The organism is Micromonospora sp. CPCC 206061 (assembly GCF_036906915.1).
Classification (GTDB): Bacteria; Actinomycetota; Actinomycetes; order Mycobacteriales; family Micromonosporaceae; genus Phytohabitans.
This window is the reverse complement of the sequence record NZ_JBAKHX010000119.1, coordinates 1-15,761: the sequence shown is the minus strand read 5'-3', so window position 1 is coordinate 15,761 and position 15,761 is coordinate 1. Positions and strand designations below refer to the sequence as shown.

General features: G+C 71.9%; 13 protein-coding genes. 6 read left to right on the top strand and 7 right to left on the bottom strand.

The window, feature by feature from the left end; all coding sequences use genetic code 11:
• Nucleotides 1-652: 652 nt before the first annotated feature.
• From V6V89_RS38560 to V6V89_RS38550, 3 genes are all read right to left on the bottom strand, one after another.
• The gene (locus V6V89_RS38560; RefSeq protein WP_334624625.1) at nucleotides 653-1,201 is read right to left on the bottom strand and encodes a hypothetical protein; all 549 of its coding nucleotides are present in this window, start codon (nucleotides 1,199-1,201) and stop codon (nucleotides 653-655) included.
• On the bottom strand, nucleotides 1,173-2,342 hold the full coding sequence (locus tag V6V89_RS38555) for a glycosyltransferase (RefSeq protein ID WP_334624624.1): 1,170 nt from the start codon (nucleotides 2,340-2,342) through the stop codon (nucleotides 1,173-1,175). Before V6V89_RS38555 ends, V6V89_RS38560 begins: the two co-directional genes overlap by 29 nt.
• A 70-nt stretch (nucleotides 2,343-2,412) precedes the next feature.
• Nucleotides 2,413-3,414 carry a glucosyl-3-phosphoglycerate synthase gene (locus tag V6V89_RS38550; protein ID WP_334624623.1) on the bottom strand — a complete coding sequence of 334 codons (1,002 nt, stop codon included), beginning with the start codon at nucleotides 3,412-3,414 and terminating at the stop codon, nucleotides 2,413-2,415.
• 61 nt (nucleotides 3,415-3,475) lie between these two features.
• On the opposite strand from V6V89_RS38550, the gene V6V89_RS38545 reads away from it, so the two are divergent.
• From V6V89_RS38545 to secA2, 3 genes are read left to right on the top strand one after another with little or no spacing between them, the layout of a single operon-like run.
• Entirely contained in the window at nucleotides 3,476-4,429 is a 954-nt protein-coding gene (locus V6V89_RS38545; protein WP_334624622.1) for a Gfo/Idh/MocA family protein, read from the top strand.
• On the top strand, nucleotides 4,422-5,510 hold the full coding sequence (locus V6V89_RS38540; protein ID WP_334624621.1) for a zinc-dependent alcohol dehydrogenase: 1,089 nt from the start codon (nucleotides 4,422-4,424) through the stop codon (nucleotides 5,508-5,510). The genes V6V89_RS38545 and V6V89_RS38540 overlap by 8 nt, the downstream gene beginning before the upstream one ends.
• Nucleotides 5,511-5,528: 18 nt before the next feature.
• The gene (gene secA2, locus V6V89_RS38535; RefSeq protein ID WP_334624620.1) at nucleotides 5,529-7,820 is read left to right on the top strand and encodes an accessory Sec system translocase SecA2; all 2,292 of its coding nucleotides are present in this window, start codon (nucleotides 5,529-5,531) and stop codon (nucleotides 7,818-7,820) included.
• A gap of 891 nt (nucleotides 7,821-8,711) precedes the next feature.
• On the opposite strand, the gene lpdA is transcribed toward secA2, so the two are convergent.
• Nucleotides 8,712-10,091, bottom strand: a complete 1,380-nt coding sequence (gene lpdA, locus V6V89_RS38530; RefSeq protein WP_334624619.1) for a dihydrolipoyl dehydrogenase — start codon at nucleotides 10,089-10,091, stop codon at nucleotides 8,712-8,714.
• 102 nt (nucleotides 10,092-10,193) lie between these two features.
• Between lpdA and V6V89_RS38525 the strand changes: the two genes are divergently transcribed.
• A complete protein-coding gene (locus tag V6V89_RS38525) occupies nucleotides 10,194-11,117 on the top strand; it encodes a sulfotransferase family protein (RefSeq protein WP_334624618.1) in 924 nt (307 codons plus the stop codon).
• Here V6V89_RS38525 and V6V89_RS38520 read toward each other — a convergent pair.
• From V6V89_RS38520 to V6V89_RS38510, 3 genes are read right to left on the bottom strand one after another with little or no spacing between them, the layout of a single operon-like run.
• On the bottom strand, nucleotides 11,110-11,868 hold the full coding sequence (locus V6V89_RS38520) for a class I SAM-dependent methyltransferase (protein WP_334624617.1): 759 nt from the start codon (nucleotides 11,866-11,868) through the stop codon (nucleotides 11,110-11,112). The genes V6V89_RS38525 and V6V89_RS38520 overlap by 8 nt on opposite strands.
• A gap of 14 nt (nucleotides 11,869-11,882) precedes the next feature.
• Nucleotides 11,883-12,680 (bottom strand): ABC transporter permease, encoded by a 798-nt coding sequence (locus tag V6V89_RS38515; protein ID WP_334624616.1) that lies wholly within the window; start codon nucleotides 12,678-12,680, stop codon nucleotides 11,883-11,885.
• Nucleotides 12,677-13,576: an ABC transporter ATP-binding protein gene (locus tag V6V89_RS38510; RefSeq protein WP_334624615.1), complete on the bottom strand. Its 900-nt coding sequence runs from the start codon at nucleotides 13,574-13,576 to the stop codon at nucleotides 12,677-12,679. Before V6V89_RS38510 ends, V6V89_RS38515 begins: the two co-directional genes overlap by 4 nt.
• A gap of 127 nt (nucleotides 13,577-13,703) precedes the next feature.
• Between V6V89_RS38510 and V6V89_RS38505 the strand changes: the two genes are divergently transcribed.
• Nucleotides 13,704-14,930: a sensor histidine kinase gene (locus V6V89_RS38505; protein WP_334624627.1), complete on the top strand. Its 1,227-nt coding sequence runs from the start codon at nucleotides 13,704-13,706 to the stop codon at nucleotides 14,928-14,930.
• Nucleotides 14,909-15,685, top strand: a complete 777-nt coding sequence (locus tag V6V89_RS38500; protein WP_334624626.1) for a response regulator transcription factor — start codon at nucleotides 14,909-14,911, stop codon at nucleotides 15,683-15,685. Before V6V89_RS38505 ends, V6V89_RS38500 begins: the two co-directional genes overlap by 22 nt.
• The last annotated feature ends 76 nt before the right edge of the window (nucleotides 15,686-15,761 follow it).

The following is a 15,761-nucleotide window of genomic DNA, read 5'->3' as shown; positions in this document are numbered from 1 at the left end:
CCGTCGATCAAGGGCAAACGCACGTGGTTCGATCTCTTTTCCACGTGCGTTTGCCCTTGATCCATGCAGATCTCCTTGATCGACGTCGCTTAAGGTGCGCCGCAGGCCCGCGCAGCGTTCGCGTGGGCCCGCGCCCAAGGGATCACAAGCCAGGCGGCGTCGGAGCCTGCCAGGCGCTGAGGCCGACGGGCGCAGGGCGAGCGGAGGCTGCCGGGCGAAGGTCGAGAGCGACGCCCGGCGCTCGGCGAGCCGTGCTTGCCGGACGCTACCCAGCGGCGGCCGTGCGGTGGCTACGCCGTATCGGCCAGGGCCGGGCTCCGATGACCGCGAGGTTGCCGGCAGCCGCCACGCCCGCGGTGCGGGCGCGGCGCGCACCGCGGGCGCGTCGGGCGCCGCATTCAGGGTAGCGGGCGGCTCGCCGCCTTCGAGGGCGGCCGACAGGCCCGCGATCAAGGACAACTCCGTCGATCAAGGGCAAACGCACGTGGAAAAGAGATCGAACCACGTGCGTTTGCCCTTGATCGGCGGGGAGGGGCCGGCCCCCCGTGCGGACAGCGGGGCGCGCGGGCGCGTGCGGGGGCGCGTGACGGGGCGGGGGGCGTGCGGGGGCGCGTGCCGGGGTGCGTGCGGGGGCGGGCGGGGAAGGGTGGGGTTATGTGGTCAGGGTGCAGGCGGCTGCTGTGGTTAGGAGGGCTAGGCCTGTTGTGGCCTGGAGGAGGAGGGCGGGGCCTAGGTGGGACCACATCGTTGGGGGGTGGGGGGTTAGGAGCTGGCCGGTGGTCAGGTTGACGATGCGCTCGACGCGGGGGGCCAGGTCGGGGTCTTTCTGGTGGCGGACGGTGACCTGGATGTGGTCGGCCGGTTCGAGGGCGGTCTGGGGGAGGTGGCCGTGGATCTCCAGCTCGCACAGGGTGCCGTATCTGTCGCGCAGTCGTAGGGGCGTGACAAGGAATTCTGGGCCCTTCTTCAGCTCCTTGAACGAGCGGCGGCCGCCGCGGCCGGTGCCGGCGCGCAGGACGGAGAGGATCGCCGCGACGATCAGGCGGGCGACGGTGGCGGTCGCGAAGACCGCCACCAGGGCCGGTTGGCCCACCTTGACCTCGCGGGAGTATCCGCCGAGTAGTTGCACGACGTGTCCGGTGACGATCGGCCCCTGCGGGCGCGCGATGGGCTCAGGGAAGAGCTCGCGATCCAACGCCATAACTCAGCGTATCGACACGGTTACATGAATGCGAGTGAATGAATCGCTCGTACAGTTCCAGGTACTGGCTGGCCATCCGCGCGGGTGTGAACCGGCGCGCGGCCTCGGCCATGCACTCCGCCGGGTCGATCTTGTCGGCTGCCAGGGCGAGTTCGGCCAGCTCGTTCTCGTCGTCGGTGAGCAGGCCGGTGCGGCCGTCTTCGATGAGTTCGGGTAGGCAGCCACGGGCCAGGGCGACCACGGGGGTGCCCAGGGCGAGCGACTCCACGACGAACGTGCCGCCCGGCTCCTCCCAGCGCAGTGGCGCGAGCACGGCCTTGGCGTTGGCCACGAGCTCGTCGCGCTCCTGGCCGGAGACGGTACCGATCCACCGCACGCGCTGGCCGTCGACGTGCGGCGCCACCCGCTCCCGGAAGTATCGGGCGTCCGGGTTGTCGGCGTCGGGCGGCAGGTCCGCCGGGTCGTGGTACGGGCCGACGGGGCCGGCGAGGATCAGGTCGAACCCATACTCGTGAGCCAGGCGCGCCCCGAGGTCCTGGCCCTTGCCGGGGGTGATCCGGCCGAGGATCAGCAGGTGGTCGCCCTTGGTCGGGCGGGGGCGGCGGTCGGCGCCGGTCGCGAGCGGGGTGGCCAGGTGCACGTGGCCGACCGAGTGGGCGCGCAGTGCCTCGGGAGCCCGGGCGAGCTGCGAGGCGGAGACGCCGTTGACCCGGACCCGCCCACCTCCGTCGAAGCCGCCGTACAGCTCGGGGTGCTTGGCCAGATCCCAGTGCAGGGTATGCAGGGCGGGCGGCGCGTCGCGGCCGAGCGCGGCCATGGTGGCGAGGCCCACGGCTTCGACGTGGTCGTGCACCAGGTCGATGTCGTCGCGTTCGCGCAGGGCCCGGACCACGCGGTGCATGTGCGCCTGCGCGACGCCGCAGACCTGGTTGTACGGGCGCTGGAGGGCGCTGAACTGCCCGTCCGGGAATACCGACAGCAGCTCGTCGACCGGGAGCGTGCTGGTGCCGACGGACGCCAGCACCACCTCCACGCCCAGGTCGCGCAGCGGCGGCACGAGGGTGGCCACCACGTTCTCGATACCGCCATATCCCCGAGGGGGCACCGACAGCCACGGCCCGGCGTTCATCAGCACCCTCATCGTGCCTCCTGATTCGCTCGGTCGTGCGCTGAGGGCGACGCCTTACTCCGCGCCGCGCCAACTCGCTGGCTCATCGAACACCCACAGGCTGGCTGCGGACCTGGGCGAGGGGTGGGCGCTCGGTCACCGATACGTCCGTCACGACGATCTCCCGGTCGAGGTTGGGCAGCGCCTCGGCGCCGCCGCGGCGGAATTGGGTCAGCGCGTCCGCTGGTGGGGTCGGCGTGGCGACGATGCCCTTGCGGTGCAGTCGCGACCACGCGGTGAACAGGATCTGCGCGGCCATCCGGCCCAGCGCCTCCGTCTGCTGGTTGCGGTGGTGCCGTTCACCGAGGTCGACCTGCGCGAGCGCGTCCAGGCCCACCAGGTCGAGCAGGTCGATCAGCATCGCGATCTCGACCCCGTACCCGGACACGAACGGCAACCGTTCCAGCACCGTCCGGCGGCCCGCGTACTCCCCGGCCAGGGGCTGCACGAAGCCGGCCAGCTCCGGCCAGAAAAGGTTCAGCAGGGGTCGGGCCATCAGCTCGGTGACCCGCCCACCGCCGTCCCGTTCGTTGCCGGCCGCCCCTTCCAGCGGCCGGTGATAGAAGCCCTTGACGAAGGCGACCGACGCGTCGGTCAGCAGCGGCCCGACCAGGCCGGTGACGAAGTGCGGGCGGAATTGCCGCAGGTCTGCGTCGATGAACGCGACCACGTCGCCCCGGGCGGCGGCGAGCCCCGCCCACAGCGCGTCGCCCTTGCCCTCCATGCGGGGCAGACCGCGGGTCATCTCGTCCTGACACACGACGCGGGCGCCCGCGGAGCGGGCCACCTCCGCCGTGCCGTCGTCCGACCGGGAGTCCACTACGACTATCTCGTCGACCAGCGGGACCGCGCGGACTAGCCGGTCGTGGATCGTCGCGACGATCTCGCCGACCGTTTCCTCCTCGTTGCGCGCGGGGATGACCACGCTGACCCGGCTGCGCCCTTTGGCGCGCAGGAGTTGGCGCGGCGTCCACTGCGCCGCTGACCCGGTCCGGTAAGTCGACCAGGCCTCCACCACAGGGGTGACCGAACGGGATTGCCACATGGACGTACGAATTCCCGCTGAACGGGGTACTCAATCGCCACGCCGAGGTTGGGAGGGACGTATGGGTAAGAGTCGCGTGGGTTTGATCGGTGCCGGGAACGTGGCCCAGCGGCACGCTCGGGTGCTGTCGGGATTCCCGGACGTGGTGCTGGCGGGTGTGACGGATGTGCTGCCCGAGGCGGCCGCCCGGCTGGCCGATACGCACGGGACCAGGGCTTTCGCGGACGCCGACGAGCTGCTGCGCTCAGACCTGGACGCCGTGTACGTGTGCGTGCCGCCGTTCGCGCACGGTCCGGCGGAGGAGGCGGTGCTGGCCGCCGGGCTGCCGCTGTTCGTGGAGAAGCCCTTGGCCGCCGACCTGGAGACCGCCGAGAAGACCGCCGCGATGGTCGACGGCGCGCCGACCGCAGTCGGGCACCACTGGCGGTACCTGGCGGTGGTCGAGCGGGCACGTGACGTGCTCGACGGGCGACCGGTGCGGCTGGTCAGCGGCGCCTGGCTCGACAAGGTGCCGCCGGTGGCGTGGTGGTCGCGGCGGGACCGGTCGGGCGGGCCGGTGGTGGAGCAGGCCGCCCACGTGCTCGACCTGGCCCGGCTGCTGGTCGGCGAGGTCACCCGGGTATGCGCGCTCGGCGACGGCTCCCCTCCGCCGGGGGAGGGCTCCGATGTCGATTCCGCCACGGCCGCCACCCTCCGCTTCGCGTCGGGGGCGGTGGGCACGCTCGCCACGGCCTGCGTCCTCGGCTGGAAGCATCGCGCGGGACTGGAGATCTACGCGGACGGGCTCGCGCTCGCCGTGGGTGAGGACGAGCTTCTGGTACGCGAGGGCGAGCGCGAATACCGGCTGCCTGGCGACCCGGAAGCGGCGCGGGTGGCGGTGGACAGAGCGTTCATCGACGCGGTACGCCGCGAGGGCGACGACATCCGGGCGCCGTACGAGGAAGGGCTCCGCACTCACCGGCTGGCGTGCGCGATCGCGCAATCGGCGGCCACGGGGGAGGCCTGTGATGTCTGAGCGAGTCGTAGTCGTCGACGGACCCGGCCGGGTGCAGATCCGGTCGGAAGAGCCGGAAACCTTGCGAGACGGCACGTTCCGGGTCCGAACACTCTACAGTGGAGTGTCTACGGGTACCGAGCTTAGCTACGTCAAGGGAACCAACCCGTACCTGTCCGCGCGGTTCGACGCGGGGCTCGGGCTGTTCCGCCCCGGCGAGCCGTCCACGCCGTACCCGGTGACCCGGCTCGGGTACATGGAGGTGGCCACGGTCGCGGAGAGCCGCACGCCGGCGGTCGCGCCGGGAGACGTGGTCGCGATGGCGTACGGGCACCGGACCGGGTACGTGGCCGACCCGCTCGCCGACCGGGTCGTGCCGCTGCCCGGCGACCTCGATCCCGCACTCGGGGTGTACGTGGCGCACATGGGCCCCATCTGCGCGAACGGGCTGTTACACGCCGCGGCGGACGCTTTTGGCACGCAGGTACGCGGGCTGGGAGACGGTGTCGCGGGACGGCGTGTCGCGGTGGTGGGCGCCGGCGCCGTCGGTCTGCTGACGGCGCTGTTCGTCCAACGCCACGGCGCCCAGGATGTCGTCGTACTCGATGAAACGTCGCGGCGGCGAGCGGTCGCGGAGGCCCTCGGTCTCGCGACGCTCGACCCGGCGGCCGGCGACCCCGCGGTCGCGTTGAAGACCCGGTGGCGGCACGGGCCCGGCGACCGGGGCGCGGACGTGGTCTTCCAGTGTCGAGGCCAGGCGTCGGCGCTGCACCTCGCGTTGCGCCTGCTGCGGCCGCAGGGGACGGTGATCGACCTGGCGTTCTACCAGGCGGGGGCGGACGAGGTGCGGCTGGGGGAGGAGTTCCACCACAACGGCCTCAGCCTGCGCTGCGCGCAGATCGGCCGGGTGCCGCGCGGCCTCGCGGCGGTGTGGGACCGCGAGCGGCTCTCGGCCGAGACGGTCGAGCTGCTGCGCGTGTACGGGGACGTGGTGCGCAAGCATCTGGTGACCGCGGTGGTGCCGTTTGACGAGGCTCCGGTGCTGCTCACGGCCCTGGCCGAGCGGCGAAGGCAGGAGGTGTCGGTGATCTTGGAGTGTTGAATAGTACCGTTGCGCCTCATGGGTGTGTCCTCACGGTTGAAGAGCAGGGTCCAGCGGTTCCTCCAGCGCCCTGGCACCACGGTCGATCTCGGCCCGCTGGAGAAGTTGCTGCCCAAGATCGCGGCGCGCGAAGACGAGCTGAAGGAGCTCGACGACGCCGAGCTGACCGAGGCCGCCGGTAAGGCAGAGGAGTACGTCGAGATCTGCGCCGTCGGGCGGGAGGCGGCCCGCCGCGGGCTCGACCAGCGCGCCTACGACGTGCAGCTGGTCGGCGCGATGGCGTTGCAGTCCGGCAAGGTCGCCGAGATGGCCACCGGTGAGGGCAAGACGCTGACCGCAGCGATCGCCGCGTACGGCCACGTGCGGCGCGGCAACGGGCCCGTGCACGTGCTCACCGTCAACGACTACCTGGCACGGCGCGACGCGCTGTGGATGGCGCCGGTCTACAAGCTGCTCGGCCTCAGCGTCGGCTGGGTCACCGAGGCTTCGACCCACGAGCAGCGGCGCGCGGCGTACAACAACGACGTCACCTACGTCTCCGTGAGCGAGGCGGGCTTCGACTACCTGCGCGACCAGCTCGTGGTCGACATCGACGAGCGGGTGCAGCGCGAGCTGGCCACCTGCATCGTCGACGAGGCCGACTCGATCCTCATCGACGAGGCCCGGGTGCCGATGGTCCTCGCCGGCACCGTCCCCGGCGAGCAGGACCCGGTGCACGCGGCCGCGGCCCTGGTGCGGGGCCTGCGCGACAAGCGCGACTACGAGATCGCCGACGACGGCCGCAGCGTGGCCCTCACCCAGCGCGGCCTGGAGACCATCGAGAAGGAGCTGGGCGGCCTCGACCTGTACGCCGAGGAGCACTTCGACCAGCTCTCCGCCGTCAACGTGGCACTGCACGCCCAGGCGCTGCTGCACCGCGACGTCGACTACATCGTGCGCAACGGCGCCGTCGAGCTGGTCGACGAGATGCGCGGCCGGGTCGCGCAGCGGCGCCGCTGGCCCGACGGGCTGCAGGCCGCCGTCGAGGCCAAGGAAGGGCTGGGTGCCACCGCCGAGGGCGAGGTGCTCGACACGATCACGGTGCAGGCGTACATCGGGCTGTACCGCACGCTGTGCGGCATGACCGCCACGGCGGTGCTGGTGGGGCACGAGCTGCGCGAATTCTTCAAGCTGGAAGTCGCGGTGATCCCGCCGAACACGCCGTGCGTGCGCGTCGACGAGCCGGACCGCATCTACGCGACGCGCGCCGAGAAGGAAGAGGCGCTGATCGCGGAGATCACCGAGGCGCACGCCGCCGGGCGTCCCGTGCTGGTCGGCACCCTCGACGTGAAGGAGTCGGAGCAGCTCGCCGCCGGCCTGAAGGCCGTCGGCGTCGACTGCGTCGTGCTCAACGCCAAGAACGACGAGGAAGAGGCCGCGATCATCGCCGAGGCCGGTACGCACAACGCGGTGACCGTCTCCACGCAGATGGCCGGCCGTGGTGTCGACATCCGGCTCGGCGGCAGCGACCAGAGCGACTACGACCGGGTCTCCGACCTCGGCGGGCTGTACGTGATCGGCAGCGGCCGGCACGACAGCCGCCGCGTCGACGACCAGCTCCGCGGTCGCGCCGGCCGGCAGGGCGACCCGGGCAACTCGGTGTTCTTCGTCAGCCTCGAAGACGAGCTGGTCGTGCGGCACGCGCCCGAGCTGATCCCGGCCTCGCCGAAGATGCACGCCGACGGGCTCGTCGTGGACGAGGCGGTCAGCTACGCGATCGAGCACGCCCAGCGGGTCGCTGAAGGCGTCAACCACGAGATCCACCGCAACACGTGGCGATACAGCGTGGTGATCGAGCAGCAGCGCAAGGCGCTCGCCGTGCGGCGTGAGCGGCTGCTCACCACCGAGGTGGCCGGCGACATGCTCCGCGAGCGGTGCGAGGAGAAGGCCGAGGAGCTCGACGACGAGCTGGTCAACCGGGTGGGGCGGTCGATCGCCCTCTACCACCTCGACCGGCTGTGGGCCGAGCACCTGGCCGAGCTGTCCGAGGTGCGCGAGGGTGTGCATCTGCGGGCGCTGGGGCGGCTGGACCCGCTGGACGAGTTCCACCGGGCGGCGGTGCCGGCGTTCAACGACCTGTTCCCGAAGATCGAGGAGCGGACGGTGGCGACGTTCGAGGAATCCGAGATCGACGAGGACTGGGAGCCGGAGGTGGCGACCCTGGTCCGCCCGAGCGCGACCTGGACGTACCTGGTACACGACAACCCGTTCGGCTCGGAGCTCGACCGCTTGATCAGCGCCGTAGGCCGCCGCATAGCGTCGTCCCGCTAGGGTCGCGCCTCGCGGGGCGCGTGCGCGCCTTGCGCGGTCCGTGCGCCTTGCGCGGTCCGTGCGGCTCGCACCCTGCGCGGTCCGTGCGGCTCGCACCCTGCGCGGTCCGTGCGGCTCGCACCCTGCGCGGTCCGTGCGGCTCGCACCCTGCGCGGTCCGTGCGGCTCGCACCCTGCGCGGTCCGTGCGGCTCGCACCCTGCGCGGTCCGTGCGGCTCGCACCCTGCGCGGTCCGCGCGGCTCGCACCCTGCGCGGTCCGCGCGGCTCGCACCCTGCGCGGTCCGCGCGGCTCGCACCCTGCGCGGCTGGCTGCCTCGCGTTCGTCGATCAAGGGCAAACGCACGTGGTTCGATCTCATTTCCGCGTGCATTTGCCCTTGATCGATGGAGATCTCCTTGATCGCCGCCCGTTGAGTCAAGGGCGGCGGCCGGGTGTCAAGGTCGTAGCCCGCTGCCGGGCCGGCCGCAGTCCGATGGGCAGGCGATGCCAGGGCTGGTGAGGCCCGTCGGTCGGTGGAGGTCCGGTGGCGTACGGAGGCGCGGCAGATGGTCGGACCAGCCCGGCGCGGGCCGCGGGCCGGGCGGCGTTCCGACGACTTCGGTGTCCTCAAGCCCGCGCGCAGGGCACGCTTTCGCCAAAATTGCGGCATCCCCGGCCGCATCGGCGGCCCGCCGCGACAGGAAGCGATTGACGCACCCGCCGTGCGGGCGGCACCCGCCGTGCGGGCGGCACCCGCCGTGCGGGCGGCACCCGCCGTGCGGGCGGCACCCGCCGTGCGGCCCTGAAGGGCCGCCGATCAAGGCCATCCTCATCGATCAAGGGCAAACGCACGCGGAAAAGAGATCCAACCACGTGCATTCGCCCTTGATCGGCGGAGGAGGGCCGTCGCTACTACATGTTGATCATGTGGCCGGCCAGGCCGTGGACGGCCTCCTTGACCGCCTCACCCAGCGTCGGATGCGCGTGCACATTTCGGGCGACCTCGTGCACCGTCAGATCCCACTGCTGCGCGAGCGTCAGCTCCGGCAGCAGCTCGGTCACGTCCGGTCCGATCAGGTGGGCGCCCAGTAGCTCCCCGTACTTCGCGTCGCTGAGGATCTTCACGAATCCGACCGTGTCGCCCAGCCCGTGCGCCTTGCCGTTCGCCGTGAACGGGAACTTCGCCACCTGGACGTCGAAGCCCTGTGACCGGGCCTGCTCCTCGGTCCAGCCGAAGCTGGCGATCTGCGGTTGGCAGTACGTGGCCCGGGGGATCATCACGTAGTCCAACTCCATGGTCTCCGCGTCGGCGATCGTCTCGGCGGCCACGATGCCCATCGACTCGGCCGCGTGCGCGAGCATCAGCTTGGCGGTCACGTCGCCGATCGCGAAGATGTGCGGCACGCTGGTGCGGCAGCGCCCGTCGATGTCGATCGCGCCGCGGTCGGTGAGGCGTACGCCGGTCTTGTCGAGCCCGTACCCCTCGACGCGCGGCTGGAAGCCGATCGCCTGGAGCACCTTGTCGGCTTCGAGCACTTGCTGCTGGCCGTCGCGCGACACGGTGACCCGCACCTTCGGCCCGGACTCGTCGATCGACTCGACGCGGGTCGAGGTGAGCACGTCGATGCCGAGCCGCTTGTACCGCCGGGCCAGCTCGGCCGACACCTCGGCGTCTTCCAACGGCACCATCCGGTCGAGGAACTCGACGATCGTGACCTTGACGCCGTAGTTGTGCAGCACGTACCCGAACTCGACTCCGATCGCGCCGGCGCCCGCGATGACGACGCTCTCCGGCAGATCTTCGCTGAGGATCTGCTCCTCGTACGTCACCACCCGGTCGCTGATCGACGTGCCCGGCAGCAGCCGCGTGGTCGCCCCGGCGGCGATGATGCAGTGGTCGAAGGTCACCGTCTGGTCGCCCACCTGGATCGTGTGCTCGTCGGTGAACGTGCCCCGCCCGTCGTACTGGGCGATCTTGTTCTTCTTCATCAGGTAGTGGACGCCCTTGACCCGGCCGTCGGCGACCTTGCGGCTGCGCTGGTACGCCGCGCCGTAGTCGAAGGTCACCTCGCCCTGGATGCCGAAGGTCTTCGCCTCCTGGTGGAACAGGTGTGCCAGCTCGGCGTTGCGCAGCAGCGCCTTGGAGGGGATGCAGCCGACGTTGAGGCAGACGCCGCCCCAGTAGCGCTCCTCGATGACCGCTGTGCGGAGTCCCAGCTGCGCCGACCGGACCGCCGCCGTGTAGCCGCCGGGTCCGGCGCCCAGCACGACAACGTTGAAGTGCTCACTCATGCGCTCGATGCTACGTCCAAAGGCATTCTTGACCTTTTTCATGGAGAAGACCCAGAAACTTTCATGGAGAAGACCCAGAAACCTTTGCCACGCTCACTCGGTGTGACAGGTGTGGTGAAAGTGCTCTACATCGCCGGCTGGGGCCGCAGCGGTACGACCATCGTGGACAACATTCTGGGCTCGTACGAGAACGTGTTCTCGGCCGGTGAGCTGTACTACCTGTGGCGGCGGGGCCTCGTGCAGGGGCGGCGCTGCGGGTGCGGCGAGAAGCTGGCCGAGTGCCCGCTGTGGTCCAAGGTGCTGCACGTGGCGTACGGCAGCGAGCCGCCCTGTCCGAAGCGGACCGCTGCTCTCCAGTACCGGGTCACCCGCGTGCGGAACACGCGGCGGCTGACTCGCGGCGGGCTGGACGCCGAGGCGGCCGAGTACCGCGACCTGGTCGGCAGGCTGTACGCGGCCATCGCCGAGGTGACCGGCGCCGAGCTGGTGGTCGACTCCTCGAAGCTACCCTCTGGCGCGGCCGTGCTGGCCCGCGTCGCGGGCGTCGAGCCGTACCTGGTGCAGATGGTCCGCGACCCGCGCGCCGTCGCGTACTCGTGGATGCGCCCGAAGGCGCAGCTCGACCGGCCCAAGCCGATGCTGATGGACCAGCACGGGCCGGCGGAGAGCACCACCAAGTGGCTCGCGTGGAACCTGCTCACCGAGCAGGTGGCCCGCCAGGGATACGCGGGGCGGCGGCACCGGCTGCGGTACGAGGACTTCGTCGCCGACCCGCGCGGCACCGTCGAAGGGCTGCTCGCGTGGGCCGGGGTGGCGGCGGACGGCGGCCCGTTCGTGGATGGCCGCACCGTGGAGCTGGGCGCCAACCACACCGTGTCGGGCAATCCGGCCCGGTTCCGCATCGGGCCGGTCGCGCTCCACCCGGACGAGGAGTGGCGGCGCGCGCAGCCGCTTGGGCCGCGCGCGCTCTGCACGGCGCTCTCGTTTCCCCTGCTACACCGGTACGGCTACCGCGTCCTCACCTGACGGCGGCGACCGCGGCGTCCGGGCCGCCGCGCCAGACCAGGCCCACCTCGCTGTACCCGGCGGTGCGGAGGGTGTCCACGTGCCACGACACCGGGGGGTTCCACTCGGTGCTGTGCCGGTTGGCGAAGACCTTCGCGCGGTCCGCGGTCAGCGGGCCGAGCGTCGGGTCCTTGGCGACGTGCGCCCACCAGTCCTCCCAGGACAGCACCGCCCCGGCCGCGTACAGGGCCGCCCGCCGCGCCTCGGACCGCGCGTGCCGCTTCTCGTTGAGTCCGGGCAGGCCGTCGTCGGGCATGTGGTCGGCGTTGACGAACACGCCGCCGGGCCGCAGCACGTCGCGGATCTCCCTGTACAGCGCCGCCAGCCGGTCGGCGTCGATCCAGTGCAGGGCGGTGGCGGTGAGCACCGCGTCGTACTCGCGGTGGGGGAGCGCGGCCGTCCACTCGGGACCGCGCAGGTCGGCGGTCACGACGGCCGACCGGCCGTCGAGCGACGCGCGGGCGATGTGCTGCAGCACCGGGTCGACGTCGAGCACCGTCGTGGTCGCTGTCGGGAAGCGGCGCAGGGCCCGCAGTGAGATCGATCCGGTACCGCCGGCGAGGTCGAGGATCTTCGGTGCCCACCCGCCGGTGACGGCGTCGACGGTGTCGAGCAGCGCCGCGAACCGTTCCTCGCGGTCCGGCAGGTACGCCTCCTGCTGCCGGTCCCAGCTCTCCTGCCACGCCGTCGCGTCTGCTGTGTAAGGCCTCATAGGCTCCACACTAGTTACGACACTTCGCGCCTGAGAAGACGGGTCCAGCCGGCGGCCAGCGGCAGCAGCACCCACACGGCGCTGGCCGTGGCCAGCTTGGCCCACGCCTGGCCGGGCATGCTGCCCTCCAGGAGCGGCTGCATCGTTACGCCCAGGTCCAGCCACTGCGCCGGGGTCTGGAGAGCCTTCACCATCTGGCCCACCACGCCCCACACAGTCGGCAGCATGAAGTAGACAACGATCGCGAGGGCCGAGTTCATGAGCAGCATGCCGAACGCCACGCCCATCACGATGTTGATCACCTGGGCGAGCAGGGAGAGCGGGAGGATGGCGCCGCCGAGGTTCCAGGCGCCGTCGCCGTCGAACAGCGCCGAGCCGACCACGTTGCCGGCCGCCGCGACGGCCACGCTGACCGCCACCGACGCCACGGCCAGCGCGATCGCGGCGAGGAGCTTGGCGACCGCCACCCGGCTGCGCTCCGGCACCAGCGTGAACGTGGTCAGCGCCGTCCGCTGCGTCCACTCGCTGGTGACCGCGAGGATGCCGAGCACCGGCAGCAGCACCCCGGACGGGATCATCATCATCTGGAAGAGGTTCCGGAACGTCAGGTCGGCCGGATCGGCGGCGAACAGCATGATCACCGCGAGTGCGACGTACCCGAGCCCGATCGTCACCAGCAGCCAGAACCCGGCCCGGGTGTCGGTCATCTTGCGCAGCTCGACGGCTGTGAGCCGGGTGATACCCGGCCGGCTCACGCCAGCCACCCGGCGCTCGATCATGGGCGGTTTGGTCGGCGCTGCGATGGTGCTCATTTCACGGCCTCCTTGACGGTCTGTCCGGCGGTCAGGGTGAGGAACAGCTGCTCCAGGCCGCCGCCGTCGGCGGGGCGTAGCTCCAGCAGTACGGCCGCGGCCGCCGCCGCGACCCGGCCGACCGTCTCGGCGTCGGCCTGCGCGACGAGGGCGCCGTCAGCGGTACGCGCCACCGCCACGCCCGCGGTGGTGAGCGCCCATTCGAGCTTGTCGGGATCCAGCCCGCGGACCCGGACACCCGAGCTGGCGAGCAGCTCGTCCTTGGTACCCGCGGCGACGATCCGGCCACCCCCGATGACCACCAGCCGGTCCGCCACCGCCTCGACCTCGCGCAGCAGGTGCGACGAGAGCAGCACCGTGCCGCCCCGGTCGGCGAAGTCGCGCAGCACGCCGCGCATCCAGAAGATGCCCTCCGGGTCGAGACCGTTCGCCGGCTCGTCCAGGATCAGGATCCGCGGGTCGCCCAGCATCGCCATGGCGATGCCGAGCCGCTGGCGCATGCCCAACGAGTACGCCCGGACGCGGCGCTTCGCGGCGGTGGCGTTCAGCCCGACGAGGTCGAGCAGCTCGCCGACCCGCCCGCGGTCGACACCCATGGTCTGTGCGGCCAGGGCCAGCACCTCCCGGCCGGTGCGCCCCGGGTGCTGGGCGGACGCGTCGAGCAGTACCCCGATCTCCCGGCCCGGGTTCGGCAGCCGCCGGTACGGCACGCCCCGGACCGTGGCGGAGCCGTCGGACGGCGGGGTCAGCCCGCAGATCATCCGCATCGTGGTGGATTTGCCGGCGCCGTTCGGCCCGAGGAACCCGGTCACCGTGCCGGGCTCACAGGTGAACGTGACGCCGTCGACGGCTGTGTGCGCGCCGTACCGCTTCGTCAGGTGCTCCACGCTGATCATGTGTCCAGCGTGCGGGCGCCAGGGGTACCGTCGCCTCGGTCGCAGGTCGGCGGCGCGCGACCAAGGTCTACGCCGGCCCTTCTACTTTGGTCGGATGCCGGAGCGCGCGGCTGGCCGTACCATTTGGATCATGGCTGGTGCGGTGCCCGAGTATCGGACCCTCCTGCCGGGCATGCTGCTCGCGGAGCTCGACCCCGACGTGCGGCCTGCCCGCCGGACGGTGCGCGACTGGGCGGTCGACGTGCTGGCGTTCCTGTTTTCGATCTTGATGTTGCTGATCCTGATGGTGGCCAGCGAAGAGCAGGGCGTCACCGACGGCACGATCGCGGCCGACGCCCTCCTGGGGTTGCTGTGCTGCCTGGTGCTCTGGGGGCGGCGGCGCTGGCCGGTTGCGGTCTGCCTGCTGATCACCGTCGCCGGCGTGTACTCGGTGACCGGCGTCGGCGCGGCGGTCATCGCGTACTTCACCGTGGCGGTGCACCGGCGGTTTCCCGTGGCGGTGGCGACGGGCGCGTTCGCCACGGCATCCGGACTGATCTTCCCCCTGCTGCGACCGGACTGGGCCAGCGCGTACTGGGTCGACATGATCTGGGCCGTCGTCTTCACCGCGCTGATCCTGGGCTGGGGCATGGTCGTGCGGGCCCGGCGGCAGCTCGTGCTGTCGCTGCGCGAGCGCGCCGTCCGGGCCGAGTCCGAGCAGCAGCTGCGGGTCGCGCAGGCCCAGCAGATGGAGCGCGCGCGCATCGCGCGCGAGATGCACGACGTGCTGGCGCACCGCATCTCGCTGCTGAGCCTGCACGCGGGCGCGCTGGAGTTCCGGCCGGACGCGCCGCCGCAGGAGATCGCGGAGGCCGCCGGCGTCATCCGCGACAGCGCCCACCAGGCGCTGCAGGATCTGCGCGAGGTGATTGGCGTACTGCGTGAGGGCGGCGCCGACGACGCTCCCGACCGCCCCCAGCCCACCCTCGCCGACCTGCCAGGCTTGATCGAGGAGTCGCGCCGCGCGGGCATGCGCGTGCGGCTCGACGACGAGGTGCCAGACTTGGCGGCGGTGCCCGTGGGTGTGGGGCGCAACGCGTACCGGATCGTGCAGGAAGGCCTGACGAACGCGCGCAAGCACGCGGGGGGTTCCACAGTGGACGTTGTGGTGGCGGGAGCGGCCGGCTCGGGGCTCTCCGTCGAGGTGCGCAACCCGTGGCCGGTCGGCCGGGCGCTGTCGCCGGTGATCCCGGGTGCCGGCACCGGGCTGGTGGGATTGACCGAACGGGCGGCGCTGGCGGGCGGACGCCTCGAACACGGCCGCACTGAGTCCGGCGACTTCCGCCTGTGGGCCTGGCTCCCGTGGCCGTCATGAGCGGCCCCGACGCCTCCGGTCCGGGCCGCTTCGCGGTTTCGCCGACCCTGCGGCCTCAGGCAGTGGCTGATGCCGCGGCTTCCCAAGAATCGCCGGCGGGCGAGCCTGTGCGGGTGCTCGTCGTGGACGATGACGCGCTGGTGCGGGCGGGACTTGCGATGATCCTGCGGGGGGCCAACGACCTTGCGCTCGTCGGCGAGGCGGCCGACGGGGCCGAGGTGGCCGCCGCCGTCCGGCAGCACCGGCCCGACGTGGTGCTGATGGACATCCGGATGCCGCAGGTCGACGGCCTTGCCGCCACCGAGCAGCTGCGCCGCCGCCCCGATCCGCCCGAGGTCATCGTGCTGACGACGTTCCACGCCGACGAGTACGTGCTGCGGGCGCTGCGGGCAGGCGCGAGCGGCTTCCTCCTCAAGGACACCCCGCCCGCCGAGATCCTCCGCGCCGTCCGGTGCGTCGCGTCCGGCGAGCCGATGCTGTCGCCGGCGGTCACCCGGCAGCTCATTGCCCACGTCAGCGACGGCAGCGCCGACGGCCGGCGGCGACGCGCGGGCGAGATGCTCGGCCGGCTGAGCGAACGGGAGCGTGAGGTGGTGTTGGCGGTCGGGCAGGGCAAGTCGAACGCCGAGATCAGCGGCGAACTCTTCATGAGCGTGGCGACAGTGAAGGCCCACATGTCCCGCGTCCTGACCAAGCTGGAGCTCAACAACCGGGTCCAGGTAGCCCTGCTGGCCCACGACGCCGGCCTGACCTAACCCCCGCCGCCCCGCCCGGCCCGCCCGGCCCGCCCCGCCCCGCCCCGCCCCGCCCGCCCCGCCCGGCCCGCCCGGC